Origin of the sequence: Luteibacter sp. 3190 (assembly GCF_031456385.1) — a bacterium.
Lineage (GTDB): Bacteria > Pseudomonadota > Gammaproteobacteria > Xanthomonadales > Rhodanobacteraceae > Luteibacter.
In genome coordinates this window covers 1707195-1733925 of record NZ_JAVDUO010000001.1, presented here as the reverse complement: position 1 = coordinate 1733925, position 26731 = coordinate 1707195, and the positions used below count along the sequence as shown (strand labels likewise).

Genomic DNA, 26731 nt, shown 5'->3' with positions numbered 1-26731 from the left:
GTCAGGCGATTTCGTCGGCGGACAGGGGCGCGTAGTCGATGTAGCCCTCGTCGCCGCCGCCGTAATAGAACTCGCGACGAGCTTCGTTCAGTGGCGCGCCGGTGCGGATGCGTTCGACGAAGTCCGGGTTGGCGAGCACCATCTGGCCGTACGATTCCAGGTCTGCCAGGCCCGCGGCGACATCGGACCCGATGGCATCGCGCGGCCGGCCCGGGCGGTTCACGATGAGGCGGCTGTTCCACATCCCGCGTACCTCGCGCAGGAACGCGTCGTCGCCGAGATGCAGCAGGTGCACGTAGGCGAGGCCGAGGGTGTCGAGTTCGGCGACGAGGTAGCGATAGAGGTCCTTGCCCTCCGGACCTTCGTCGATGCCGTAGTGCGTGAGCCCCGGCGACAGGCGGATCGCGGTGCGGTCCGCGCCGATCTCGTCGACGATGGCGCGGGCGACTTCGAGCGCGAAGCGCGCACGATTCTCGATCGAGCCGCCGTACGCGTCGGTGCGCTGGTTCGCGCTGGGAGCGAAGAACTGCTGCACGAGATACGCGTTGGCGCCGTGGATCTCGACGCCGTCCGCGCCCGCCTCGATGGCGAGCCGCGCGGCGTGACGGAAATCCTGGACCGTCTGCGCGATCTCCGCCGTGGTCAGCGCGCGGGGTGCCGGGATGTCCTGCATGCCGCTGCGCGTGAACATCTGCGCGCCCGGTGCGATCGCCGACGGGGCGACGCCCTGCGTGCCGTGGGGCGTGTTGTCCGGATGCGACATGCGCCCGGCGTGCATCAGCTGCATGAAGATGTGGCCGCCCTTCGCGTGCACCGCGTCGATGGTCTCCTTCCAGCCTTCCACCTGCACCTCGTCATGGATGCCCGGCGTGGTCAGGTAGCCCTGGCCGGCCTCGGACGGCTGCGTGCCTTCGGTGATGATCAGGCCGACGCTGGCGCGCTGGCCGTAGTAGGTGGCCGAGCTGGTGCCCGGGCTGCCGTTGGTCTGCGCGCGCGAGCGGGTCATGGGAGCCATGACGAAGCGGTTGGAAAGCGTCAGGCGACCCAGGCGGACCGTTTCAAACAGGGTGTTCATCGCAGCATCCTCGGGCGGGACCACCCCGCCGCTCTTGACGCAAAGATTGGGCTGCCTCGCGGGCGGGATAAAGATGGTAATCTGGATCAAATTGATCCATTGGTGGAACGGTCGTGGACGATTACCTACGGGAAATGGCGCTGTTCGTCGAAGTCGTCAAAGCGAAGGGCTTCCGCAAGGCCGCCGAGGCGACGGGCATACCCAACTCCACGCTCTCGCGCCGTATCACCGACCTGGAAAAGTCCATCGGCCTGCGCCTCCTCCACCGGACCACCCGGCGCATCGAACTCACCGAAGCGGGGCAGCTGTACTACGAGCGCAGCAAGCGCATCGTCGACGAGGCGCGCCTCGCGCACGAACAGCTCGGCGACATGCTGGCGCAGCCCACGGGCGTCCTTCGTGTATCGCTTTCGGTGGATTTCGCACTGACGTTCCTCGCGCCGCTGATCGCGGAGTTCGCGGGCATCTATCCGGGACTCACGTTCGACTTCGACCTCACGCCCCGGCGGGTCGACCTCGTGAGCGAGCCCTACGACCTGGCGATCCGGATGGGCGAGTCCGCCGACTCCAGCCTCGTCGCGCGCAAGCTCGCCACGCTCACGCCGTATCTCTTCGCATCGCCCCGGTATCTCGAGCGCTCCGGCGAACCGTCGACGCCCGAGGAACTGCTGCACCACGAGTGCTTCTGCATCGCCCGCAACGGTCAGTGGCAATTGCACGGCGAAGGACGCGTGGTGGATCTTCCGATCGGAGGACGCTTCTACGCGAACAGCATCGGCATGATGAAACGGCTCGCGTCGCTCGACCAGGGCATCGTGCTCATGACGGAGCAGGTCGTCGCCGACGAAGTGGCCCAGGGCAAGTTGCGTCGCATCCTGCCGGGGTGGAACGGCAGCCCCATTTCCGTGTACGCGATGACCGAGACGCGCCTGGTTCCGGCGAAGACGCAGCGTTTCATCGATTTCATGAAGGAACGGCTGGCGGCTCGCTGAGCGCCTGGCGCAGCTGCACGAGCGCCGGGCGCTGCCGGCGCGATTGTTCGACGACGAGGTAGTAAGTCTCGTCGCCCTTGTCCACGCGCACGTCGAACGGAGCGATCAGCTTGCCGGAGGCGAGTTCCGCGTCGACGAGGATCTCCTGCGCGACCACCACGCCGAGCCCCGCCTGGGCCGCCTCGTACGCGATGGCCGAACTCTCGAAGTCGCGCCGACGTGCCATGTGCGATGGATCGACGCCGGCGGCCGCGCACCAGGTATCCCAGTCGTCCGGTCGCGCCGTGACGCGCAGCAGCGTCTGCTCGGCGAGCCAGTTCGCGTCGACCGGGCGGCTGCGCTGCACGAGCGACGGCGAGCAGACCGCCACGAGCACGTTGCTCACGAGGGGCGTCGCTTCGTGGCCGGGCCAGTGTCCGTCGCCGAGCCGGATGGAGGCGTCGACGTCGTTGCCGGGAGTCCACTCGGACGACGTCGTCAGGCGGATCTCGATCTGCGGATGCGTCACCTGGAATTCGCTCAGACGAGGAATGAGCCAGCGCGTCGCGAACGTGGTGTACGAGTGCAGGCGGAGGATGGTGCGGGTGCCGTCGCGGAGCATGGCCGCCGTCGCGTTGCGCAGGCCTTCGATGTGACCGGCCACGCGCTGGAAATACGCCGCGCCGCTCGGGGACAGCGCGAGACCGCGGCCTTGCCGTTCGAACAGGTTGGTCTCGAAGAACTCGTCGAGCACCTTGAGCTGCCGGCTGATGGCGCCGGGTGTGACGAACAGCTCGTCGGCCGCGGCACCGACCGCGCCCGTCCGGGCGACGGCTTCGAACGCGACCAGCGCGGTGAGGGGCGGAAGCGGGCGCATGACACTTTCCATAAACTCAACGATTGACCAAAAATAGTCGATAGTCCTCCCCGCTGTCGAGGTGGAGACTCTCTCCCATGCCGCGAATCCGCGGTCGATATCCCCCTGTCGAGGAGTCTTCACATGATCAAGGTCTACAACCCGGCCGACGGCAGCGTCGTCGGCGAAGCCCCCGAAATGACCACGGCCGAGGTGCTGGCCGCCGTGGACCGCACCTGCGACGCCTTCCCGGCGTGGTCGCGCCTGCTGGCCAAGGAGCGCGGCGCGAAGCTGCGCCGCTGGTTCGAACTGGTCAGCGCCGATCGCCGCGCGTTCGCCGAGCTGATGGTGAAGGAGAACGGCAAGTGCCTCAGCGAGGCCCTTGGCGAGATCGCCTACGGCCTGGGCTTCATCGAGTGGTACGCGGAGGAGGCCAAGCGCGTCTACGGCGACACCATCCCGACCCACGCGCATAACGCCCAGGTCATCGTCACGAAGGAGCCCGTGGGCCCCACCGCGGCGATCACGCCCTGGAACTTCCCCTTCATGATGGTCACCCGCAAGATCGCGACGGCGCTGGCCGCCGGCTGCACGATGATCATCAAGCCGTCGGAAGAAACGCCGCTCACCGCGTACAAGCTGCTGGAATACGCCCGCGAGGCCGGGATTCCGGAGGGCGTGTTCGAAATGGTGACGGGCGATCCGAAGACGATCGGCGAGGCGTTCACCAGCGACCCGCGCATCCAGAAGATCTCGTTCACCGGCTCGACCAACGTGGGCAAGCTGCTCGCGCGCAACAGCGCCGACACGCTGAAGAAGATGACCATGGAGCTGGGTGGCAACGCGCCGTTCATCGTCTTCGACGATGTCGACGTCGACGACGCGGTCGCCGGACTGGTCGCCGCGAAGCTGCGCAACTCGGGCCAGGTATGCATCTCGCCGAACCGCGTGTACGTGCAGGACGCGATCTACGACACGTTCGCCGCGAAGCTCAAGGTGGCCATCGAGCGGATCCGCGTGGAGCAGGGCCTGCAGGAAGACTTCGTGGTCGGTCCGCTGATCAACCAGTCGGCGGTCAACAAGGTGGATGCGCTGGTCGCCGACGCGGTGAAGCACGGTGCGACGGTGCTGTCGGGCGGTGAGCTGGCCAGGCCGGATTCGCTGTTCTACAAGCCGACCATCCTGACCAACGTTCCGGACGATGCGCAGGTGCGCACCACGGAAATCTTCGGACCCGTGCTGCCGCTTTACCGGTTCACGACCGAAGAGGAAGTGGTCAGGCGCGCCAACGACAGCGAGTACGGCCTCGTCGCCTATGCCTTCACGCCGAACCTCGGCCGCGCGTTCCGGATGTCGCGCGACATCAAGGCCGGCATGGTGATCCTCAACAGCGGTTCGGTCGGCACGGAATCGGTGCCGTTCGGTGGCGTGAAGCAGTCGGGCTACGGACGCGAAGGCAGCTATTACGGCATCCAGGAATACGTGAGCGTCAAGTACACGCTGATGGCGGGCCTCGACAAGTAACGTCGCCCGTTCCCCCCTCCCGCGCCGTCGTCCGGGTCACCGCGCGACGGCGCTTTCGTCTTCAGGATTCCCATGTCCACGATCCCGTCGATCGCCGGCACGCTCACGCGTGCGCAGGTCGCGAGCATGGCGGTCGCCACCGGCACGACCGTCGCGAACCTCTACTACAGCCAGCCGATCCTCGGCGACATGGCGGCGTCACTTCACGTGACCGGCGCGCAGGCGGGCGTCGTGCCCATCCTTTCGCAGGCCGGGTTCGCGATCGGCCTCGTGTTCGTCGCGCCGCTCGGCGACCTGATCGATCGCAAGCGGCTGGTCATCGCGCTGGAAGCGATGCTCTGCGTCGCCTTGCTCGCGCTCGGCGTCGCGCCGACCCTTCTCGCCGTCTACGTCGCCGCGTTCCTCACGGGCGTCTGCGCCACCGCCGTGCAGGTGATCGTGCCGCTCGCGGCGACGCTCGCTCCGCCGGAACGGCGGGGGCACGTGGTCAGCCAGGTCTTCACGGGCACGCTCACGGGCATCCTGTCCGCGCGGATCGTCGCCGGACTGGTGGCGGCATCGTGGGGATGGCGCGCGATCTTCGAACTCTCGGCGTCCGCCGCCGCGGGCGTCGCGTGCCTGACCGCCGCGATGGTGCCGTCCGAGGGCGTCCGCCATGGGCCGCCGTACCTCAGGCTGCTCGCGTCGACGGCCGCCCAGTGGGGGCGGTTCGCGACGCTGCGCCGGGTGTCGCTGCTCGGTGCGCTGACCTTCGGCGTCTTCTGCGCCTACTGGACGACGCTGACGTTCGAACTGCGCGGCGCGTTCGGCTTCGATACGCGGCAGATCGGCCTCTTCGGCATCGCGGCCGTGCTCGGCGCGGCCGTTTCGCCGCTGGCCGGAAAGCTCTCCGACCGGCTGAAGCCGTCGCGCATGCAGCTCGTCACGCTCGGCGTCCTGCTCGTCGGCACGCTGCTCGCGGCGGCCGGGGCGTCATCCGTCTGGCTCCTCGCGCTCGCGACGGTCGTCATCGACGTCGGCGTGCAGGCGACGCAGGTCAGCAGCCTCGCGCAGGTCTACGCGCTGGATCCGTTGGCCAACAGCCGGATCAACACGGTATACATCGCGACGTTCTTCACGGGCGGCGCGCTGGGAACCACGCTTGGCATCCAGGCCTGGCGCCTCGATGGCTGGACGGCCGTGTGCGTGCTGCTCTGCCTGCTCAGCGCCATCGCGCTCGTCGTCGCCTGGCGCAACGCGGGCGACCGGTCGGCGGCGGACTGATCGGTACCGTCGCCGGGAATGAACAATTATCGATGCTTCGTCCGATAAAGCGGACGGCAGGGTTCCGTAGACTTCGGTGTCCAGCCGTCGGGTGTTCGCCCGGTGGCGCGAAAGCGTTGCGCCGCGCCGCGCTGCGGGGAGAACCATGGTCGATCGACGCACCCGGCGAGGGCGCACAAGCCTAGGAGGACGTGATGTGGAGGTCGCTCTCCCGATGGAGGGGCGAGGGACCGTCGTCGCCAGGCGAATCGCTGTCGAGCGCGGCCGATGCGCGTTCGACTTCCTCGACGAGGCCCACCACGCCCGCGTCCACCGGATGCGGCATCGCGTGACCATCCCGGGCGAGCGTCGTCTGCACGACGATCGCCGCGGACCACACGCGCATCAATCGGGCATCGTGCGCAAGGGTCACGATGCGCCGTGCGCAATGCGCGGCATCTTCGTAATTTCCTGCTTCGAACAGCCGGACCAGAGCGATGGTGTCGTGACTGATCGCGCGAAGCGCATCGATGACGAACGGCTCGGTAGACATCGTTTGGTCCTGACGGCAGGGGTCCCTGCAACGGCATTTCATCACACTTTTCCGGGCCGTGCCGTATGACAATCAGAAACCAGCCTTCCAGGAGCCGCGGCATCGATCGGTTCGAATCGATGCAGCTGCTGCTCAAGGTGGTGGAGACGGGAAGCCTTTCCGCCGCGTCGCGCGACCTCGACATCCCGATCGCGACGGTGAGCCGTCATCTGAGCGAACTCGAGGCACAACTCGGCGCGCGTCTTCTGGTCCGGTCGTCGCGGCGTACGATGCTTACCGAGGCCGGCGAGGCTTACGTCGCTTCGATCCGCGGCATCCTCGATCTGCTGAGGCAGGCCGAGCAGGCCGCGGCCGGTGCCTACAGCGAGGCCAAGGGGGCGATCTACATGACCGCGCCCGTCGTGATGGGACGCACGCACATCGGCCCGCTGATCGCCGAGTTCCTCCCGATGCATCCGGAGGTCGACGTGCGCCTTCAGCTGTCCGACAAGGTCATCCCGCTCGTCGACAAGCAGCTCGACCTCGCGATACGCATCGGCCACCTTCCGGACAGCACGCTCATCGCCAGCGAAGTGGGCAGCGTGCGCCGCGTCACCTGCGCAAGCCCGCTATACCTCGCTCGCCGTGGCATGCCACGCGTACCCGACGACCTCGCGGTCCACGATTGCGTCACCTTCGACAACCTGGCGACGCCCGAGGCATGGCGGTTCATGGAAGGCGGCACGACGCGCAGCGTGCCGGTCCGTTCCCGTCTGGTCGTCAGCGCCGCGGAAGCCGCGCTCGACGCCGCCGAAGCCGGGCTCGGCATCACCCGTCTCCTTTCATACCAGGTTGGCGACGCGGTCCGCCGCGGCGGCCTGGAGATCGTCCTTGAACGCTACGAGTTGCCCGCCTGGCCGGTCCACGTCGTGTATCAGGGGCTGCAGCGCATGCCGCGGCGGCTGGCGGCCTTCCTCGAGTTCGTCACGCCACGGCTGCGCGCTCGACTCTCGGAAGAAGCCTCGTCGTTCGACCGCCGGGTCGTATGAATGTCGATCACGGCGCTACGTGACGATCGATGTGGCGCTTTCGTCAAGAACTGCGTCGGAATGCAAGCCTATCCGCGACGGCCGGCCTAGTATCCGGTGACAAGGGTCCGACGTGTTCGGCCGTCCAGGGGTTCGCTCGGTGTGCATGGGATATGACGTCATCCTCGTCGGCCGGACGTGCTCCATGGACACGCTGGCGCGCCACGCCGGCCTTGGACGCGGACTGCGTGTGCTACACATGGAATGGCGCGCTCCGGGAGACGTGGCTTCGCCGATCGCCGACGGGGCCGGGCCGCCTTCGCTGCTTGCCGCGCGCACACGCGTCGCCGCCGATCGCGTCGTCTTCGATGGCCATCGCGTGGCCGGCGTCGTCGACGCCGACGGGCGCCTGCACCGATCGGCGAACGTCGTGCTCTCGGCGGAACTGATGCTCGGCCCCGCCATCCTGCTTCGATCGGGCATCGGACCGGCGGCGCGCCTCGAAGAGTTCGGCATTCCCGTCGTCCGCAACCTCCCCGTCGGCGAGCGCCTCCTCGTCAAACCGCGTTACCACATCGTGTACGGGTTGCCGCATCGGGGGAAGGACGAGGGGAACGTCGAGGCCCACGCGGTCTACGCCTGTCCGGTGCCCGGCACGGACATCGATCTTTCCCTCCTTCCGCTGAATATCGGGAACGCGCAGGACGATCCGGCGCTTCGCTCGATCGCGCTGGTCGTGTCGATGAGCCGCCCGGAGTCGGTCGGTTACCTGCGGCTTCGCTCACGCGATCCGCGCGTCGCGCCGCGTGTGACTTACAACCTGCTGGCGACGGCGGGGGACAGGAAGCGCATGCTCGGGGGCGTGCGTCTCGCCCGGGCCCTCGCGCGGCAGGGCGAGCTTTCGACGATGCTGGGGGAAGAGCGGGTTCCCGGTGTCGCGACATCGGACGAGCATCTCGAAGCGATGATCCTCGAACAGCTCGCGTCCGCCGCGTCGCCGTCGCCGCGTATCCCGATGGAGTTGGAGGACATCGCGGACGCGTCCGGATCCGTCCACGGTGTGGAAGGGCTTCGGGTATTCGACCCGCTGGGCGCTTGAGTGTCGTGATCGCCTGGATGACACTGCCCGCATCTCCCGAGCCGGCATCGCATGGACCTCCAGTCGCTTTCCGATTTCAACGTGGTCGCCCTGCATGGCGGCTTCAGCGAGGCAAGCCGCAAGACGGGGCGGCCGAAAGCGTCGTTGTCGCGCCGCGTTCGCGAGCTTGAAGAATTCCTCAAGGTCGCCCTCGTCGACCGCGGCGCGAAGCCGTTCCGCCTGACCGACGAAGGTGTGCGCTTCCACGAGGAGACACGCGCGATGCTGGATCGCATCGACGACATCGCGACGGAGTTCGCCTCGACGGCCGAACATCCCAGGGGTAGCCTGCGCGTGAGCGCGCCCATGCTGTTCGCGCATCGCGGCATCGGCAAGATGGCGGCGCGATTCGCCCGCAGCTATCCGGACGTCCAGCTGGAGATCGTCGTCGACGATCGCTTCGTGGACGCGTTCAAGGATGGATTCGACCTCGTCATCCGCGCGAACCCGGAGCCGAACACCGAACTGGCGGGGCGGTGTCTCCGCCGCGACCGCGCCGTCATCGTCGCAGCACCTTCGATTCCCGTGCCGAAGGATGGCGAGGGGTTCCCCGCCATCTTCCTCAGCGCCGCGCGTGCGCAGCGCACGTGGCACATCGACACGGAGGAGGGCGTCCTCGTCACGCATCCGCGCGAGGTGCTGTGCCTGTCGTCGCTGCCGATGATCTGGGACGCCGTTCGCGAAGGCCTCGGCGCGGCCATCCTTCCCGCGTCGCTCGTTCGCGACGACATCCGCGAAGGCCGCCTCGTGCGGTGGGGCGAGCGGGTCGGTCGTCCTATCGAGGTATGGGCGCTCTACCCCGAACAGCGTCGCGGGTCGCCCAAGGTCGTCGCCTTTCTCGACATGCTGGTCGAGGAGTTCAGCACCCACGACGTGGCCGACCCGTCCTCGACCGAAACGCGGTCGCGTCCGTGATGGGCCATGCTTCACGATTCTGAAACGGTGCGTTTCAAAACGACGGATAGATAGCCTCTCCCTAGCGCGCTTACCATCGGGACGTTCGATACGCGGTCCCGCGCAGCCATCGTGTTCGCGCCGGAGTCGGCGTGAATCACGGGACAGCGCATGGCACACGTCGAAGAAATCGACGCGACAATCGTTTCAGGGGCAACTTTCCCGCCCGAAGACTGGACCGTGGACGCGTCTGGCAAAACGCTCTGCCACGGCGGTGTTCTCAGCGTGGGGCCGGGTGTCATTCGTCATGTGGCCGCGCTGGGCGCGGACGCCCAGGTCCTGTTCGTCTCCCTGGACGAAGCGACGGAATTCCGCGTGCGTGCCGTCGATCGCGACGACGACGTCGACGCCGGGGTGGTTCGCCTCCGCCCGGGAAACCGGCCATGGCTGGTGGAAGGCACGGGATCCCCGGGTCGAGTGCTGGTCATGCATTGCGTCGATGTCACCGGGAAGGCACTCAAGGGACTCGCCTGGGCGGATGCGCCCGGCCTGCCGTGCGTGGACCGACCCCTGGTACAGATGGCCGGCGCGCTCGTCTCGCTCGCGAAGGACATCGATGCGCACGGCGACTCGATCGAGCACCTCGTCCGTGCGCTCGTCGCCCACCTCGTCGGCACCCGAGGGGCCGACCCCGCGAACGCGCAGCGTCGCCAGGAAGGGCTCGCTGCGTGGCAGGTGCGACGGGCGACCGATCTGATGCTTTCCCGTCTCTCGGAGCGGGTCTCGTTGCCGGAGATCGCCAGCGCTTGCGGTCTCTCTCCAAGCTATTTCAGCCGACTCTTCAAGGTCTCGACCGGCTTGAGCACGTACCAGTGGTTGCTCGACCAACGAATTGAAAGAGCGAAGACACTGCTCGCGGACACGACGTTGCCTCTGTGCGAAGTCGCTTATGCGTGCGGATTCTCCGACCAGACGCATTTCACGCGAGCGTTCTCGCGGCGTGTGCGCACGACGCCGCTGGTGTGGCGACGCGAAGCCACGTGCGACCATGCCGATGGCGAAAATCGTCATCTGTGATGCGTGAACTCCGTCGCGGGAGCGAATGCTTCCGGCACGCACGAAAGCGGCTGAAAAGTTGATTTCCACATGGGTTTAACGTGCAAGCCACGGCTCGGCACCGCGGCAAGAATGTCGCCTTGCCGTTTGATGACGTTCACGGGCGCGAGGGCGAATGGACCGACTACAGGCGATGGCGATCTTCCTTGCGGTGGTGGAGGAGGGGGGCTTCGCATCCGCAGCGAGGAAACTGGAACTGTCGGCACCCATGGCGACACGCGCCGTGAGCGAACTCGAGAACGCGATGGGTGTGCGTCTGCTGACGCGCACGACGCGCGTCGTGCGCGTCACCGAGACGGGTGCGCGTTACGCCAACGACTGCCGGCGGATCCTCGCCGACGTCGCCGAATCCGAGGAGGCCGCCGCCGGATCGCACGGTGAAGTGCGCGGACGTCTGGTGGTGACAGCGTCGAGCGTATTCGGTCCGATGCGCGTCACGCCCATCGTCACCGAGTATCTGCGCCGTTATCCGGAAGCCGAGGTGGAATGCCGTTTCGTCGATCGCGTCGTCAACATGATCGACGAAGGCGTGGACGTGGCCGTGCGGATCGGCCCCCTCCAGGACTCCGCCTACCAGGCCCGATGTGTGGGGCGCGTGCGACGCGTCGTCTGCGCCTCGCCTTGCTACGTCGCCCGTCACGGAGCGCCTTCCAGTCCGGCGGACCTCGTGGATCACACGATCGTCATGGCGAACGGCATCACGCCGTCCGTCGACTGGCGGTTCGTCGTGGGCGATCAGGCGACGGTCGTCCGCGTGCGCCCGCGCATGACGGTATCCAGCAACGAGGCCGCGATCGGCGCCGCGCTCGCCGGCTTCGGCCTGACGCGTGTCGTCTCCTACATGGTGGACGATCACCTGGCGTCGGGGCGCCTGGTGGAAGTGCTGCGGGACCACGAATCGGTGCCTCTCCCCGTGCACGTGCTGCATCACGAGGGCCGGCACGCGGCCCGAAAGGTACGCGCCTTCGTCGATCTCGCGAGCCAGTCGCTGCGCGACGACAGGCTGCTGCACTGGCAGGCGGACGCCCGCATGGCGCCTGGCGATTGAACCGCGCAGCGAAAGAATCAATTGCGCACCGCGTGGTTTCCCGGGCGGGGCGATGCGTCGACACTTTCTCCACCGACACTCACACCGACCCAGGGACAACACCATGAAGCTCTACTACCACAACCTTTCCGGTCACTCGCACCGCACCCGCCTTTTCCTCGGCCTGCTCGGCGCCGACTACGAGCCGGTCTTCGTCGACCTCATGAAGGGCGAGCACAAGACGGAGTCGTTCCTGCGCATCAACCCGTTCGGCCAGGTGCCCGCGCTCGTCGACGGCGACACGTCGATCGGCGATTCCAACGCGATCCTCGTCTACCTGGCGAAGAAGACGGGCCGCGCCGAGTGGCTCCCGGAGACGCCGGTCGAAGCCGCCCGCGTGCAGCGCTGGCTTTCCGTCGCCGCCGGCGAACTCGCCAACGGCGCGGCGGCCGCCCGTCTGGTCACCGTGTTTGGCGCGAAGCTCGACGCCGACCTCGCGATCAAGAAGGCCCATGCGCTTCTCGCCGTGATGGAGAGCGAGTTGCGGACCCGCGACTGGCTCGCCGGCGCGCAACCCACGATCGCCGACGTCGCGCTGTACAGCTACATCTCCGCGGCACCCGAGGGCAACGTCGATACCTCCGATTACCCGAACGTGCTCGCCTGGCTCGATCGCGTAGAGGCGCTGCCCGGCTTCGTGCCGTTCGACAAGACCGCGGTCGGCCTGGTCCTGGCCTGAAGGAGGCGTGTCATGGAGACGCTACTGAATCCCGTCACCGCGTCTCCCTGGCACGAAGGCGAGCTGACGCTGCAGCGCAGCGTCGGGGTCGAGGAGCGCATGAAGATTCCGGGCCAGCGACAGATGGCCCGGGATTTCATGCCCGACCAGCACCGCGAGTTCTACGCGCAGCTGCCGTTCGTGGTGCTCGGCGCGGTGGACCCGAAGGGCGACGTCTGGGCCACGCTGCGTGCCGGCCCGGAGGGCTTCATGCACTCGCCCGATCCGCGCAGCCTCGTGTTCGACCTGCCGCGCGAGCCGCGCGATCCGGCGGACGCGGGGATGGAGGACGGCGACGGCATCGGGATGCTCGGAATCGAACTGCACACGCGTCGACGCAACCGGCTCAACGGCAACGTCGAGCGAAAGGGCGATAGTGGATTCCGTATCGTCCCCACGCAGAGCTACGGCAACTGCCCGCAATACATCCAGTTGCGCCAGTACCGCTTCGACGCGGCGCCGCCGGGAGATGTAACGGAGTCGAGCGGGCTCGACGAAAAGGCACTGCGGATGATCCGCGCCGCCGACAGCTTCTATGTCGCCTCCTATGTGGTGCGCGACGGTGCGCGCCAGGTCGACGCGTCGCATCGCGGCGGCAAGCCGGGCTTCGTCCACGTCGACGACGACGGCGTCCTGACCATCCCCGATTTCTCGGGCAATCTCTTCTTCAACACGCTGGGCAACTTCCTGCTCAACCCACGCGCGGGCATGGTCTTCGTGGATTTCGCCACGGGCGACCTGCTGCAGATGACGGGCAGCGCGGAGGTCATCCTCGACGCGCCCGAGATCGCCGCGTTCGTGGGTGCGGAACGTCTGTGGCGCTTCCGTCCCGAGCGCGTGATCCACCGGCCCGCGGGGCTCCCGCTGCGTTGGCAGGACGTCGAGGGCGGCGCCTCGCCGAACGCGACGATCACCGGCAGCTGGGAGGATGCGGCAGCCCGTGTCCGGGCCGCCGAGCTGGCGCGCCAGTGGCGTCCGTACCGCGTGGAGGCCATCGTCGACGAGAGCGAGTCGATCCGCTCCTTCCATCTGTCGCCGGCGGACGGCGCGGGTCTGCCGGCGTCGCTTCCCGGCCAGCACCTGCCGATACGGGTGGCGTTGCCGGGCTCGGCGGCGCCCGTGCTGCGCACGTACACCTTGTCGAGCGCGCCATCCGACCCGCGCCTGCGCATCAGCGTGAAGCGGGAAGGTGCGGTATCGAGCCACCTGCACGATGTGCTGCGCGTGGGCGACATCCTGGAGGCCCGGGCGCCCGACGGCGCGTTCACGATGGACTCGCGCGTGCGCAGGCCCGCCGTACTGATCGCCGCGGGCGTCGGCGTGACGCCCGCGCTGGCGATGGCGCGCCATGTGGTGCGGGAGGGACTGCGCACGCGTTATCTGCGGCCTACCTGGGTGTTCCAGGCGGCGCGTTCCCGTCGCGAGCGCGCGTTCGCCGACGAGTTCGCCGCGCTGGTCGCGGAAGCGAAGGGAAGCCTGCGTCACATCCGCATCCTGGCGAACGTCGAGGGTGCGACGATCGGCAGCGACTACGACGTCGAGGGCCGCTTCAGCGCGGACCTGCTGAAGTCGACGTTGCCGTTCGACGACTACGACTTCTACGTTTGCGGACCGGCGGGTTTCATGCAGGACGTCTACGACGGCCTGCGCAAACTGAACGTTTCCGATGCCCGCATCCACGCCGAGAGTTTCGGTCCGTCGTCCCTCGCGCGGCTGCCGGATGCCGGTGCGCCCGCGGTACCCGCCGTGCCTGCTTCCACGACGTCCGTCCCCGTGCTCTTCATGGCGTCCGGGAAGGAAGCACGCTGGGCGCCCGACAGTGGCAGCCTGCTCGATCTCGCGGAACAGCGCGGACTGACACCGGAGTTCAGCTGCCGAAGCGGCACCTGTGGCAGCTGCCGCACGAAGCTCATCAGCGGTGCCGTCACGTATCCGGTTCCCACCGCCCTGAAGGTACCGGACGACGAGGTACTCATCTGCAGCGCGGTACCGGCCGAAGGCTCGGCGCCCCTGCAACTCGAACTCTGAGAACCCTTGCGATGCGTTTCATGAAGACCCGCGAACTGCGTTCCACGATCGACGCCGGCGGGACGCTGCGCCTTTCGCTGGAGGATGCCGAATTGCCTCCGCCGGGCCGCGACGAACTGGTCGTCGAGGTGCGTGCCGCGCCGGTCAATCCATCCGACCTCCGCTTGCTGTTGGGTCCGGTCGATCCGACGACACTCAGGGTCGTGGGCGAAGGCGACGGCGCGGTGGTGGAGGGCAGGGTACCGCAGGTGGCGCTGGGCAGCGTGTCGGCCCGACTCGGGCAGCGCATGCCCGTGGGCAACGAGGGCGCGGGTGTCGTCGTCGCGGCGGGAGAGGACGCGCGCCATCTCGTCGGTCGCACGGTCGCCTTCCTGACGGCGCGAGGAGCCTATGCCACGCATCGTGTGGTTTCGCTACGCGATTGCATCGTCGTCGACGACGACGTGACGCCCGAACAGGCCGCCAGCGCGTTCGTCAATCCGCTCACGGCCTTGTGCATGGTCCAGACGCTTCGGCGTGAAGGGCACACCGCGCTCGTGCATACGGCGGCCGCATCGAACCTCGGCCAGATGCTCAACCGTCTGTGCATCGCGGAAGATGTTCCGCTCGTCAACATCGTGCGCTCGGCGGAGCAGGTGGCGCTGCTTCGCGCGCAGGGCGCCCGGCACGTCGTGGACAGCTCCACCAGCGATTTCGTCCCCCGGCTGACCGATGCGGTGCGTGCGTTGGGCGCGACCCTCGCTTTCGACGCGATCGGTGGCGGTCGCACGGCATCGATCATCCTCGCCGCGATGGAGCGCGTCGGAAAGGAAACCATGACCTCGTACAGCGCCTACGGCTCGCCGGTGCGCAAGCAGGTCTTCAACTACGGTCTGCTCGATCCCGCTCCGCGCATCGTCGACCTCGACGTCGGCACCGCATGGAGCATCGGCGGCTGGTTGATGGTCTGGGAGCTCGCGAAGCTGGATGCCGCGACGGTCGATGCGATGAAGGCGCGTGTCGCAAGGGAGATCCGCACCACGTTCGCCAGCCACTACAAGGGCGGCTTCACGCTCACCGGGTTGCTGAGCGTCGAGGCGCTGAGCGAGTGCATGCGTCGCGGCACGAACCGGAAATACCTCGTGTTGCCCAACGGCGGGAACGCGTGATGCGCTCGCGGCGGATGCTTCGGGGCGTTTATCGCGTGATCCGACAAGATCGGGCGTGTGGAGGGATCCAGAATGGCGTGCGGACCGGCGACGCCGTTACCGGCCCTGCCTCACCAGGGAGAACCAACATGAAACACCTCTCGTCGAACCATGGCCGCGTCGGTACGGCCGTCCTCGCCGCGTTCGCCGTCGCCTTCGCCTGCAGTCCGCTTCATGCGGCCGATACGGCGAAGCCGGTGAGCCCGGTCATCAAGATCAACGAAGCGGCGGCGACCACGCCGATCGATACGACGCCGTTGCGCGGACCGCTGAGCATGCTGTCCGGTTCGGGCGGCAACATCACGGTGCTGGTCGGGAAAGAGGGCAAGCTGCTCGTCGACGCGGGCATCGCCGTGTCGCGGCCGCGCCTCGAACCCGCGATCACCGCGCTCGGGAAGGGCCCCATCAAGTACCTGATCAACACGCACTACCACTGGGACCACACGGACGGCAATCCGTGGGTGCACGAGGATGGCGCGACCATCCTCGCGACGGCGGGCACGGTGCGCCGCGTGTCGACGTCGACGCGCGTGGACGACTGGGATTACACGTTCAAGCCGATGGCGAAGGCGGGCATCCCGACCGACGTGGTCAAGGCGAACCGGACGATCCGTTTCGACGGGCAGACCGTGGAAATCCGGCTGATCGATCCGTCGCACACGGATACCGACCTGTACGTCTTCTTCAAGGAAGCGAACGTCGCCTCGCTCGGCGATCTCTTCTGGAACGGCGTCTACCCGTTCATCGACAACGAGAACGGTGGCGGCATCGACGGCATGATCAAGGCGAACGACGCGATCCTCGCGCAGCTGAACGACGACGTCGTCCTCGTTCCTGGGCACGGTCCGGTCGGCACGAAGAAGCAACTGCAGGATTTCCGGGACATGCTCGCCGGTATCCGCGACAACGTCGCCGCGCTCAAGAAGCAGGGCAAGTCGCGGGATGAAGTCATCGCGGCCAAGCCCACCGCGAAGTACGACGCCGTCTACGGGCATTTCGTGATCGACCCGGATTTCTTCACCCGGATCGTCTACGACGGCCTGAAGTAGGCACGGCCCGGCCATCCGTCCCGCGGAGCGCCGCAGCGCTCCGCGGGCCCTCTTGACTCTCGACCTATATCAAGGGTCTAGACTTTATTCATGACCACTCAATCCGCCCTCACCATCGGCCGCATCGCGCGCAGCGCGGGTGTCGCCATCGACACGATCCGGTTCTACGAGCGGGAGGGGCTGCTGCCCGAGCCCCGCCGCCGGCCTTCCGGCTATCGGGAATACGACGCCAGCGCCGTGGCGCGCCTGCGCTTCATCCGCAAGGCGAAGGACCTCGGATTCACGCTCGACGAGATCCGCGAACTTCTCGCCCTGTCCACCGACCGGCAGGGCGGCGTCGAAGGCGTGCGGGAACGGGCGAGCACCCGGCTGCGTGCGATCGACGACCGCATCGCGGAACTGCAGCGCGTGCGCGCGGGTCTCGCCGAGCTGGTGGATGCCTGTCCAGGGCACGGTGCGCCCGAGGATTGCCCGATCCTCAAGGCCCTCGTGGAGCCGGTCGCATGAGCCACGGCTGCTGTTCGCACGACACCGCTCACGCCGCCGCGACCGTGCTGGATCCCGTCTGCGGCATGACCGTGGACCCGGCGAAGACGGCGCACCACGCCACGCACGAGGGCCACGAATACCACTTCTGCAGCGCACGCTGCCGCGAGCGCTTCGTCGCCGCGCCGGCCACGTTCCTGGCTCCGAAGCCCGCGCCGGCCGACGTCCCGGCCGGCACCGTCTACACCTGCCCGATGCACCCGGAAGTGCGCCAGGTCGGCCCGGGATCGTGCCCGAAGTGCGGCATGGCGCTCGAACCGGCGATGCCGTCGCTGGACGACGACGATGGCGAGGTGCGCTCGCTCGGGCGTCGCCTCGCCGTCCTCGTGGCGCTGACGCTGCCCGTGCTCGTCGTGGCGATGGGCCCGCACCTGTTCGGCTGGATGTGGCCGGAACCCTGGGCGAGCGCGGCGCGCTGGATCGAAGCCGTGCTGGCGACCGTCGTCGTGCTGTGGGGCGGTGCGCCGTTCTTCGCGCGCGGCTGGCGTTCGCTCGTGCCGTGGTCGCCGAACATGTACACGCTGATCGCGCTGGGCACGGGCGTCGCGTGGGTCTACAGCGCGGTCGCATTCGTGGCGCCGTCGTTGTTCCCGGCATCCCTGCGCGACATGCACGGCCATGTCGCCGTCTATTTCGAATCCGCGGCCGTGATCGTCGCGCTGGTGACGCTGGGCGACTTCCTCGAACTGCGTGCGCGTCGGCGGACGGGCGAAGCCCTGCGCGGACTTCTCGGCCTCGTGCCGAAGACCGCCCGGCGCATCGACGCCGATGGGTCGGAGCACGACGTGCCGCTGGAAGCGCTGCGGGTCGGCGATACGCTGCGCGTGCGCCCGGGCGAGAAGGTGCCCGCGGATGGCGACGTGGTCGACGGCGAGAGCCATGTCGACGAATCGATGCTGACCGGCGAGCCCATGCCGGTGGCGAAGAAGGCGCATGACCGGCTCACCGGCGGCACGCAGAACCAGCACGGCGCCCTGACGATGCGCGTCGGGCATGTCGGTGCCGACACGGTGCTCTCGCGCATCGTCGCGATGGTGGCCGAAGCCCAGCGCTCGCGCGCGCCGCTGCAGCGACTGGCCGACCGGGTAGCCGCCTGGTTCGTGCCGGCGGTGGTGGTCATCGCGCTCGCCGCGTTCGCGGCCTGGTGGATGCTCGGTCCCGAACCCGTCCTCGCGCATGCGCTCGTGGCCGCGGTGTCCGTGCTGATCGTGGCGTGCCCGTGCGCGCTGGGTCTCGCCACCCCGATGTCGATCATGGTGGCGAGCGGCCGTGGTGCCGGCGCGGGCGTGCTGTTTCGCGACGCGGCCGCGATCGAGCGCCTGCGCGAGGTCGACGTCCTGGTGTTCGACAAGACGGGCACGCTCACCGAAGGTCGTCCGGTGGTCACGGAGATCGTGACGTTCGCTCGCGACCGCGCGGAGTCGCTCGCGCTGGCGGCGGCGCTGGAGCGTCCGAGCGAGCATCCGCTCGCCCGGGCCATCGTCGCGGCGGCGGAGGCCGAGGGTCTGGCGACATCCGCCGTTTCCGGCTTCCGCGTCGCCGTGGGACGCGGCGTGTCGGGTCGCGTCGACGGCCACGACCTCGCGCTGGGGAATGCGCGACTGATGGACGACGAGCGCGTCGAGATCGGCGCGGCGCACGACGCCGCGGACCGCGCCCGGCGCAAGGGCGCCACGGCGATGTATCTCGCGATCGACGGACGGCTCGCGGCGCTGATCTGCCTCGCGGACGCGGTGAAGCCGTCGACGGCGCCCGCGCTCGAGGCCTTGCGCGAGGCGGGCGTGCGCCTGGTGATGGCCACGGGCGACAACGAGGCGACGGCGAAGGCGCTGGCGGCGTCGCTGCCGATCGACGAGGTGCACGCGGGTGTCTCGCCGGAGGACAAGGCGCGTCTCGTCGCCGCGCTGAAAGCCGACGGAGCGGTGGTCGCTATGGCCGGCGACGGCGTCAACGACGCGCCGGCGCTCGCGGCCGCCGATATCGGCATCGGCATGGGCGACGGCAGCGACATCGCGATCCAGAGCGCGTCCGTGACGCTGCTCAAGGGCGATCTCGCCGGCATCGCGCGCGCACGGGCGCTGTCGGAGGCGACCGTGAAGAACATCCGCCAGAACCTGTTCTTCGCGTTCGTCTACAACGCCATCGGCGTGCCGCTCGCGGCCGGCGCGCTGTATCCGCTGTTCGGCATCACGCTGTCGCCCATGTTCGCCGCGCTGGCGATGAGTCTGAGTTCGGTGTCGGTGGTGGGCAACGCGTTGCGGTTGCGTTCCGAGAAGATCTGACGGAGTCGCGACGCCGGATCGCCGATACGATCGGCTCCCACCCTCCGGTAGCCGCGTAGCTACCGAAGGGTGGGAGCCGATCGTATCGGCGATGGGAACCCGAGACGGTCGCCGTGTCAGCGAACGTCGAACGAAGGCGGTGCGTCCGACGCCTTCGACGCCCATGCCTTGTTCGGCTTCGTCGAGAGATCGAACTCGAGCTTGCCGCCCTTGAGCGCGAAATCCTCCGGCAGCCACGAGCGGGCGGACGGCTTGCCGTTCACCTTCAGCGCGACGACGTACGGATTTCCCGCACCGGCATTCGGCGCCTCGATCACGACGTCGCCGTTCGCGCGATGGATCGTCGCGCGCTTGAAGAGCGGACTGCCCACCACGAGCTCCGCGCGACCCGGAATGGCCGGGTAGACGCCGAGCGACGCGAACACGTACCACGACGACATCTCGCCCAGGTCGTCGTTGCCCGGGATGCCGTTGGGTGCGTTCAGCCAGATCGTGTCGAGCACGCGGCGGACGAGTTCCTGCGTCTTCCAGGGCTGGCCGGCGTAGTTGTAGAGCCACGGCGTGCCGATGGACGGCTCGTTGTCGAGTTCCGCATGCAGCGGACCGGACTTCGTCACCGCGAAGCTGCCGTCGGGCTGGTAGAAGAACGCGTCGAGACGCTTGCGCGCCTTCTCGCGACCGCCCATCGCGTCGAACAGACCGCCGACGTTGAAGGGCACCATCCACACGTACTGCGCGGCGCTGCCTTCGACGAAGCCGTCGCCCGTGGCGGGCGTGAACGCATGGGCTTCCTTGTCGTCGTCGTCCTTCACCAGCGCCCAGGTGCCGTCCGCGTTGCGGTTGCGGATGTAGCCGCCTTCCGGCGTGGCCTGCGGATCGAACAGGTTGCGCCAGTACTGCGCACGATCGAGGAATCGTTTCGATGTGGCGTCGTCGCCGAGGCGCTGCGCAAGCGCGCTGATGCCGAACTCGGCGGCGACCGTTTCGAGCGTGTCGGCCGCCGGACCCCAGGCGGGTGCGCCGACCGGGATGTAATGCAGCTTGAGCCACGCGTCGAGACCGGGACGCTGGCCCACGCATTCGACTTCGCAGCCGTCGTGCGACGTATCGAGTGCCGTGGGGTTGTCCGCGGCGTGCACGAGCGAGGCGAGGGCGCCCTTCGCGTCGAACCCGCGCGCGCCGAAGGCGTGGATACCGGCGATCGATGGCGCCGCCGGGTCGCCGTTCATCACGTGCGTGCCGCCGTTGTTGTGCGTCCAGCGATCCCACACGCCGTTGTTCTGCTGCGCCTGATTGAAGAGGCTCTGCGCGATGTCGCTGGCGGTATCCGGCTCGAGCCACGCGACCAGCGGCAGCTGCGAGCGGTAGACGTCCCAACCGGAGAAGTTCGCGTACTGCGCCCTCTGCATGCCGGCGACGCGATGCACCTTGTCGTCGAATCCCCGATATTCGCCGTTGACGTCGCTGAATACGTTCGGATGCATCAGCGAGTGGTAGAGCGCGGTGTAGAACACCGTGCGCTGGTCGGGCGTGCCGCCTTCGATGTCGATGCGGGAGAGGCGCTCGTTCCAAGCGGCGACGGCCTTGTCGCGCAGGGACTCGAACGTCGTGCCTTTCGGGATCTCGGCGTCGAGGTTCGCCTGCGCGTTCGCGGCGCTCACGTACGAAATGCCGACGCGCACGTTGACGGCGCCGGTGCCCTTGGCGAATCCCACCCATGCGCCCGAACCCTTGCCGGCTTCGGGAAATCCCTTCGGGCCGTAACCCGTGCCGCCCTCGGCGTGCGTGCCACCCTTCGTGACCGTGGTGTCCTGCCACGCGCCGGTCGAGGCGAAGGGCTGGTCGAACTCCGCCACGAAATAGAGGGTGTAGTAGCTGCGGCGGTCCGCCTCGTTGATGTAGCCGCAGAAGTTGCCGCTGGTCACCTGGCCGCTGACGCGGCGGTTGGCCGCGTCGACCGTGACGGATGCGCGCTCCGATCCCACCTCCGAATCCGACGCCCGCACGAGGACGTTCGCCGGCTTGCCGGCGGGGAAGGCGAACCGTGCCGCGCCCGAATGCAACGCGGCGGTGAGGTCGGCCGTCACGCCGTTGTCGAGCGCGACGCGGTAGTGGCCGGCTTTCGCGGTTTCGTTGGCGTGCGAGAACTTCGACGCATACGCATGGCGGAAGTCGGTCGACGGCGACGCGACGATGTCTTCCGTGACCGGCATCAAGGGCACATCGCCCGACGCGCCGGCGCAGCCCCAGCCTTCGACATTGGTCAGGCTGAATCCGCGGATCGCATCGGCACGGTATTCGTAACCGCCCGGCGCGGCGATCGGCGCCTTCTTGCCCGGCAGCGGCGACGCCTCGGGACTGAACTGCAACATGCCGAACGGCACGACCGCGCCTGGAAAGACGTTGCCACCGTTCGTGGTGCCGATCAGCGGGTTGACGAGGTCGGCGGGGCCCGACGACGCGGCGGCGACGGCGGGGACGAGGGCGGCGGCGAGGGCGATCGGACGAAACACGCGCAAGGGGAGTTCTCCGTGGGACCGGTATTTATATCGATTGAAATCTCTGAGGGGCCGGATGTCCCGTGCCATGGGTCATGGTGACGTTGGAGCGGACCTGGCCGCGACACAGGACGTCCCTGTTGGAGCGGACCTGGCCGCGATGGCCGCTCGCGGCTTTAGCTGGGCTTGCGCGCCAGCCCCAAGGATATGGCGAAAAGCTGTCGCGGCCAGGTCCGCTCCCACAAGGGCATGCGGAAGCTGTCGCGGCCGGGACCGCTCCCACGGGCGATTACCAGAGGATGCCGTTCACCGGCTTGCACGGCTCCAGGCCGTGGTTTTCGCCGAGGGCGTCGCGCAGATCGATCTCGATGGCCTGCGTGAGGGTGGTCAGCGGCACGTCGTCTTCGAGGTTCTCGAACGGATTCTGGATGTCGTTGCCGATCTGCAGCAGCGCGAGGAACAGGAAACCCGCCACCGTCGAGCCGAGCGGCGTGTACAGGCCCAGCGTCTCGACCAGGCCCAGCGGCAGCAGCAGGCAGAAGCCGTGCGTGAAGATCGCCGGGTAGGTGGCGTACTGCTGCGGCAGCGGCGTGTTCTTGATGCGTTCCATGCCGCCTTGCGCGTTCGAGATGTCCGACAGCGTCCGCGCGATGGTCGCCAGCAGGATCGGGTCTGGGCCCGAGTCGGCGATCAGTCCGGCGGTACGGGCATGGATCGCGTTGGGCACGTTGGCGACGGTGCGCAACGCGCTGAGGTCCGCGGTCGGCAGGCGGTGGGCGAGTTCGTCCCACGGCTGCTGGCGTCGCAGGTGCAGGCGCAGCGCGTGTACGTAGGCGATCTGCCGGTGGATCACATCCTTCGCGAGGCCGCGGTCGGGCAGCAGCGTGAGGGCCTCTCGGGCGAGCGTGCGCGACGCGTTGACCATCGCGCCCCATAGCGTGCGGGCCTCCCACCAGCGCGCGTACGCGGTGGTGTTGCGGAAGCTCAGGTACACCGCGACCGCGGAGCCGAGCAGGGTGAGCGGCAGCGCGGGGAATTCCACCCAGTGGGCGCCCACGAAGTACCAGAACGCCGTGACCGCGATGTCCCACGCGAGCAGCCAGACCAGCGGCCGCCCGACGTAACGCAGGATGTGTCCGAGGTGAGCCCGCCCCGGAACGATCATCCGCGGCTTTCCCGGCGGATCGCGTCCGCGAGCGGAAGGAAGCGGTCGGACTCCGCGTCGAGGACCGACACGGTGCCTTCGCCGATGTCGTAGACCCAGCCGTGCAGCTGGATCGCCTCGTTGGCCAGCGCGGCCGCCACGGCCGGATGCGTGCGCAGGTGGACGAGCTGCAGGCGCACGTTTTCCTCGATCACGGCGCCGATGGCCTCGGGCCCTTCGATCTTGCGCGCGAACACGGCGCTGCGGGCGGCCTGCGCGTTGCGCAGCCACGCCTCGACCGTCGGCAGGTCTTTCGTGGATTCGGGGTTGAGCAGGCCCTTCATCGCGCCGCAGTCGCTATGGCCGCAGATGACGACGTGGCGGACGCGCAACACCGCGACCGCGAATTCGACGACGGCGGACACGCCACCGAGCATCTCGCCGTAGCCCGGCACGATGTTGCCGATGTTGCGGCAGACGAAGAGTTCGCCCGGCTGGGTCTGCGTGATCATCTCCGGCACCACGCGCGAGTCCGCGCAGGTGATGAAGAGCGTGTGAGGACTCTGGCCTTCGGCCAGTTCGCTGAACAGCTGCTGGGTTTCCGGGAAGACGTTCCGACTGAAGTCTTCGACGCCCTTCAACAGGCCGACGAGGCTGTCGTCGCTGGGGGTTTCCTGGCTCATGGCTTCACCTTCGACATGTGCGCCGTGCGAATGCATGGCGGCTCGAACGGGAAGTTTAAGCCAAAGCGGGCGGGACGGAATGCGTGAGGGTATGGAGCGGCTGACGTGGGAACCGATCCGGCCGTGTGACGCTGTCGCGAGAAGCCATCGCGAAAAGCCATCGCGAAGAGCAATCGCGCCCAGGTGCGCTCCTACTGGTAGGGAGGGGAGCGCACCGGGTGCCGCGGAGGCCTTACGCCTCCACGTCTTCCTTGTAGGCGTCGATCGGGATGCAGGCGCACATCACGTTCTTGTCGCCGTAGACGTTGTCGACGCGCGACACCGGCGGCCAGTACTTCGACAGCTTCAGCGACGGCAGCGGGAACGCCGCCAGCTCGCGCGGGTACGCGTGGGTCCACTCGCTGCCCGTCACCATGGTCGCGGTGTGCGGGGCGTTGCGCAGCGGGTTGTCCTCGCGATCCAGACGGCCGTCCTGCACCGCGGCGATCTCTTCGCGGATCTGGATCATGGCGTCGATGAAGCGGTCCAGCTCGTGCAGCGATTCGCTCTCGGTCGGCTCGACCATCAGCGTGCCCGCGACCGGGAAGCTCAGGGTCGGCGCGTGGAAGCCGAAATCGATGAGGCGCTTGGCGACGTCTTCCGCACCGACGCCCGTGGCGTCCTTGAGCGGACGCAGGTCGAGGATGCATTCGTGCGCCACCAGGCCGTTACGACCGGTGTAGAGCGTCTTGAAGTACGGCTCGAGGCGCTTGGCCACGTAGTTGGCGTTGAGCAGCGCGACCTGGGTCGCCTTGCGCAGGCCTTCCGTGCCCATCAGCGTGATGTACATCCAGGAGATCGGCAGGATGGATGCCGAACCGAACGTGGCCGCGCTGACCATGCCGACCTCGCCCTCGCCGCCGAAGGCGCGCGGCAGGAAGGGAGCCAGATGCGACTTGACCGCGCACGGACCGACGCCCGGGCCGCCGCCGCCGTGCGGGATGCAGAACGTCTTGTGCAGGTTCAGGTGCGAGACGTCCGAACCCCACTTGCCCGGCTTGGCGAGGCCGACCAGCGCGTTCATGTTGGCGCCGTCGGTGTAGACCTGGCCGCCGTGCTTGTGGACGGCTTCGCAGATCGCCACGACATCTTCCTCGAACACGCCGTGCGTGGACGGGTAGGTGATCATGATCGCGGCGAGGCGGTCGGCGTACTTCTCGGCCTTCTCGCGGATGTCGTCGACGTCGACGTTGCCGTTGGCGTCGCAGCGCGTGACCACGACCGTCATGCCGCACATCTGCGCCGACGCCGGGTTGGTGCCGTGCGCCGATTCCGGAATGAGGCAGATGTCGCGATGGCCTTCGCCGCGCGAGCGGTGGTAGGCGCGGATCGCGAGCAGGCCCGCGTATTCGCCCTGCGCGCCGGAGTTCGGCTGCAGGCTGACGGCGTCGTAGCCGGTGCACTCGACCAGCATGGCTTCGAGTTCGTCGATCAGCTGCTTGTAGCCCTGCGCCTGGTCGGCGGGCGCCAGCGGATGGATGTTGGCGAACTCCGGCCACGTCACCGGGATCATCTCGGCGGTGGCGTTGAGCTTCATGGTGCACGAGCCCAGCGGGATCATCGTGCGGTCGAGCGCGAGGTCCTTGTCGGCCAGGCCGCGCAGGTAGCGCAGCAGTTCGTGCTCGCTGTGGTGCGTGTTGAACACCGGGTGCTGGAGGAAATCGACGTCGCGCAGCAGGCCCTGGGGCAGCGCGTCGGGCGTGGCGGCGTCGAGCGCGTCGATGTCGTTCGCGTCCGCGCCGAAGAGGCCGGCGAGCGTGACGACGTCGGCGCGCGTGGTGGTCTCGTCGAGCGAGATGCCGACGCTGGAGGCGTCGATGGCGCGCAGGTTGACGCGAGCGGCGGCGGCCTTCGCATGCAGCGCCTTCGCGTCGACGCCCGTCACGTGCAGCGTGTCGAAGTAATCGCCGCCGACCGAGACGCCGGCCTTGCCCAGCGCGCCGGCGAGGATCGCCGCGAGGCGATGCGTGCGACGCGCGATGCGGACGAGGCCTTCCGGACCGTGATACACGGCGTACATGCTCGCCATCACGGCCAGCAGCACCTGCGCGGTGCAGATGTTGGACGTGGCCTTCTCGCGGCGGATGTGCTGCTCGCGGGTCTGCAGCGTGAGGCGGTAGGCCGGCTTGCCCTCGGTATCGATCGAGACGCCGATGAGGCGGCCCGGCATCGAGCGCTTGTAGGCGTCGCGGCAGGCGAGGTAGGCGGCATGCGGGCCGCCGAAGCCGAACGGCACGCCGAAGCGCTGCGTGTTGCCCACGACGATGTCCGCGCCCCAGCTGCCCGGCGAGGCGATGAGGGTGAGGGCGAGCAGGTCGGTGGCGACGCAGACCACGGCGCCGCGCGCGTGCGTGGCGTCGGCGAGCGCCTTGTAATCGTTGATGCGGCCGTAGGTGTTCGGGTACTGCAGCAGGATGCCGAAGCTGTCGACCGTGCCGGCCTCGGCGTCCGGACCGACGTGCAGCTCGATGCCGACGCCGTCGGCGCGCGTGCGCAGCACGTCGAGCGTCTGCGGATGCACGTCCTGCGAGACGAAGAAGACGTTCGACTTCGACTTGCCGGAACGCTTCGCCAGCGTCATCGCCTCGGCGGCCGCGGTGCCCTCGTCGAGCAGCGACGCGTTGGAGATGTCCATGCCGGTGAGGTCGGCCACCATCGTCTGGAAGTTGATCAGGGCTTCCATGCGGCCTTGCGAGATTTCCGCCTGGTACGGCGTGTACGCCGTGTACCACGCCGGGTTCTCGAGCACGTTGCGCAGGATGACGTTAGGGGTAAGCGTGCCGTAATAGCCCTGGCCGATGAAGCTGCGGAACACGGTGTTCCTGTCGGCGATGGCGCGGATCTTCGCCAGCGCTTCCTCTTCGGTGACGGCGCGCGGCAGCGAGAGCGGGGCGGGGGACTTGATCGAGCCGGGAACGATGGCGTCGGTCAGGGCGTCCAGCGAGGCATGGCCGACCACGGCCAGCATGTCGCCGATCTCGGCGTCGTTGGGGCCGATGTGGCGTTCGATGAACGCGCCATGGTGCTCGAGGTCGCGCAGCGAAGGAGAGGTTTTCTGGCTCATGGGAGGCATCCGGAAGAACGCGCCGTGCCG

General features: G+C 68.1%; 21 protein-coding genes. 14 read left to right on the top strand and 7 right to left on the bottom strand.

The window, feature by feature from the left end; genetic code table 11:
• Position 1: 1 nt before the first annotated feature.
• Positions 2–1075 carry an alkene reductase gene (locus J2X58_RS07835; protein WP_310047409.1) on the bottom strand — a complete coding sequence of 358 codons (1074 nt, stop codon included), beginning with the start codon at positions 1073–1075 and terminating at the stop codon, positions 2–4.
• A 113-nt stretch (positions 1076–1188) separates the two neighbouring features.
• On the opposite strand from J2X58_RS07835, the gene J2X58_RS07830 reads away from it, so the two are divergent.
• The gene (locus J2X58_RS07830) at positions 1189–2067 is read left to right on the top strand and encodes a LysR family transcriptional regulator (protein ID WP_090052701.1); all 879 of its coding nucleotides are present in this window, start codon (positions 1189–1191) and stop codon (positions 2065–2067) included.
• On the opposite strand, the gene J2X58_RS07825 is transcribed toward J2X58_RS07830, so the two are convergent.
• The gene (locus J2X58_RS07825; protein WP_090052703.1) at positions 2039–2923 is read right to left on the bottom strand and encodes a LysR substrate-binding domain-containing protein; all 885 of its coding nucleotides are present in this window, start codon (positions 2921–2923) and stop codon (positions 2039–2041) included. The genes J2X58_RS07830 and J2X58_RS07825 overlap by 29 nt on opposite strands.
• A gap of 123 nt (positions 2924–3046) precedes the next feature.
• On the opposite strand from J2X58_RS07825, the gene J2X58_RS07820 reads away from it, so the two are divergent.
• Both J2X58_RS07820 and J2X58_RS07815 read left to right on the top strand, forming a co-directional pair.
• Positions 3047–4426 (top strand): NAD-dependent succinate-semialdehyde dehydrogenase, encoded by a 1380-nt coding sequence (locus J2X58_RS07820; RefSeq protein WP_090052705.1) that lies wholly within the window; start codon positions 3047–3049, stop codon positions 4424–4426.
• Between the two features lie 72 nt (positions 4427–4498).
• Complete coding sequence (locus tag J2X58_RS07815; RefSeq protein WP_310047405.1) at positions 4499–5689, top strand: MFS transporter; 1191 nt, start codon at positions 4499–4501, stop codon at positions 5687–5689.
• Positions 5690–5870: 181 nt separating this feature from the next.
• On the opposite strand, the gene J2X58_RS07810 is transcribed toward J2X58_RS07815, so the two are convergent.
• Entirely contained in the window at positions 5871–6221 is a 351-nt protein-coding gene (locus J2X58_RS07810; RefSeq protein ID WP_310047403.1) for a hypothetical protein, read from the bottom strand.
• 119 nt (positions 6222–6340) lie between these two features.
• On the opposite strand from J2X58_RS07810, the gene J2X58_RS07805 reads away from it, so the two are divergent.
• The 11 genes from J2X58_RS07805 to J2X58_RS07755 all read left to right on the top strand — a co-directional run bounded on the left by J2X58_RS07805 (position 6341) and on the right by J2X58_RS07755 (position 19273).
• Positions 6341–7249 carry a LysR family transcriptional regulator gene (locus J2X58_RS07805; RefSeq protein WP_310047402.1) on the top strand — a complete coding sequence of 303 codons (909 nt, stop codon included), beginning with the start codon at positions 6341–6343 and terminating at the stop codon, positions 7247–7249.
• Between the two features lie 184 nt (positions 7250–7433).
• A complete protein-coding gene (locus J2X58_RS07800) occupies positions 7434–8327 on the top strand; it encodes a GMC oxidoreductase (RefSeq protein WP_310047400.1) in 894 nt (297 codons plus the stop codon).
• A 51-nt stretch (positions 8328–8378) separates the two neighbouring features.
• Positions 8379–9281: a LysR family transcriptional regulator gene (locus J2X58_RS07795; RefSeq protein ID WP_310047398.1), complete on the top strand. Its 903-nt coding sequence runs from the start codon at positions 8379–8381 to the stop codon at positions 9279–9281.
• A gap of 150 nt (positions 9282–9431) precedes the next feature.
• A complete protein-coding gene (locus J2X58_RS07790; RefSeq protein ID WP_310047397.1) occupies positions 9432–10337 on the top strand; it encodes an AraC family transcriptional regulator in 906 nt (301 codons plus the stop codon).
• 154 nt (positions 10338–10491) lie between these two features.
• Positions 10492–11424: a LysR family transcriptional regulator gene (locus J2X58_RS07785; RefSeq protein WP_310047395.1), complete on the top strand. Its 933-nt coding sequence runs from the start codon at positions 10492–10494 to the stop codon at positions 11422–11424.
• Between the two features lie 103 nt (positions 11425–11527).
• On the top strand, positions 11528–12142 hold the full coding sequence (locus tag J2X58_RS07780; protein ID WP_310047393.1) for a glutathione S-transferase: 615 nt from the start codon (positions 11528–11530) through the stop codon (positions 12140–12142).
• A gap of 12 nt (positions 12143–12154) precedes the next feature.
• Positions 12155–14209, top strand: a complete 2055-nt coding sequence (locus tag J2X58_RS07775; RefSeq protein WP_310047391.1) for a pyridoxamine 5'-phosphate oxidase family protein — start codon at positions 12155–12157, stop codon at positions 14207–14209.
• 20 nt (positions 14210–14229) lie between these two features.
• The gene (locus J2X58_RS07770; RefSeq protein ID WP_310047389.1) at positions 14230–15357 is read left to right on the top strand and encodes a hypothetical protein; all 1128 of its coding nucleotides are present in this window, start codon (positions 14230–14232) and stop codon (positions 15355–15357) included.
• Positions 15358–15485: 128 nt separating this feature from the next.
• Complete coding sequence (locus J2X58_RS07765) at positions 15486–16445, top strand: MBL fold metallo-hydrolase (RefSeq protein WP_310047385.1); 960 nt, start codon at positions 15486–15488, stop codon at positions 16443–16445.
• A 90-nt stretch (positions 16446–16535) separates the two neighbouring features.
• On the top strand, positions 16536–16952 hold the full coding sequence (locus J2X58_RS07760; RefSeq protein ID WP_090052732.1) for a heavy metal-responsive transcriptional regulator: 417 nt from the start codon (positions 16536–16538) through the stop codon (positions 16950–16952).
• Positions 16949–19273, top strand: coding sequence for a heavy metal translocating P-type ATPase (locus J2X58_RS07755; protein ID WP_310047382.1), 2325 nt, complete (start codon positions 16949–16951; stop codon positions 19271–19273). Before J2X58_RS07760 ends, J2X58_RS07755 begins: the two co-directional genes overlap by 4 nt.
• 116 nt (positions 19274–19389) lie before the next feature.
• Here the strand turns inward: J2X58_RS07755 and J2X58_RS07750 are convergent, their stop codons facing one another.
• The 4 genes from J2X58_RS07750 to gcvP form a co-directional block, all read right to left on the bottom strand.
• Positions 19390–21786: a GH92 family glycosyl hydrolase gene (locus tag J2X58_RS07750; RefSeq protein WP_310047908.1), complete on the bottom strand. Its 2397-nt coding sequence runs from the start codon at positions 21784–21786 to the stop codon at positions 19390–19392.
• 274 nt (positions 21787–22060) lie between these two features.
• A complete protein-coding gene (locus tag J2X58_RS07745; protein WP_310047381.1) occupies positions 22061–22936 on the bottom strand; it encodes a bestrophin family ion channel in 876 nt (291 codons plus the stop codon).
• Positions 22933–23598, bottom strand: a complete 666-nt coding sequence (locus tag J2X58_RS07740) for a carbonic anhydrase (protein ID WP_090055614.1) — start codon at positions 23596–23598, stop codon at positions 22933–22935. Before J2X58_RS07740 ends, J2X58_RS07745 begins: the two co-directional genes overlap by 4 nt.
• 232 nt (positions 23599–23830) lie before the next feature.
• Positions 23831–26710, bottom strand: coding sequence for an aminomethyl-transferring glycine dehydrogenase (gcvP, locus tag J2X58_RS07735; protein ID WP_310047379.1), 2880 nt, complete (start codon positions 26708–26710; stop codon positions 23831–23833).
• Positions 26711–26731: the final 21 nt, after the last annotated feature.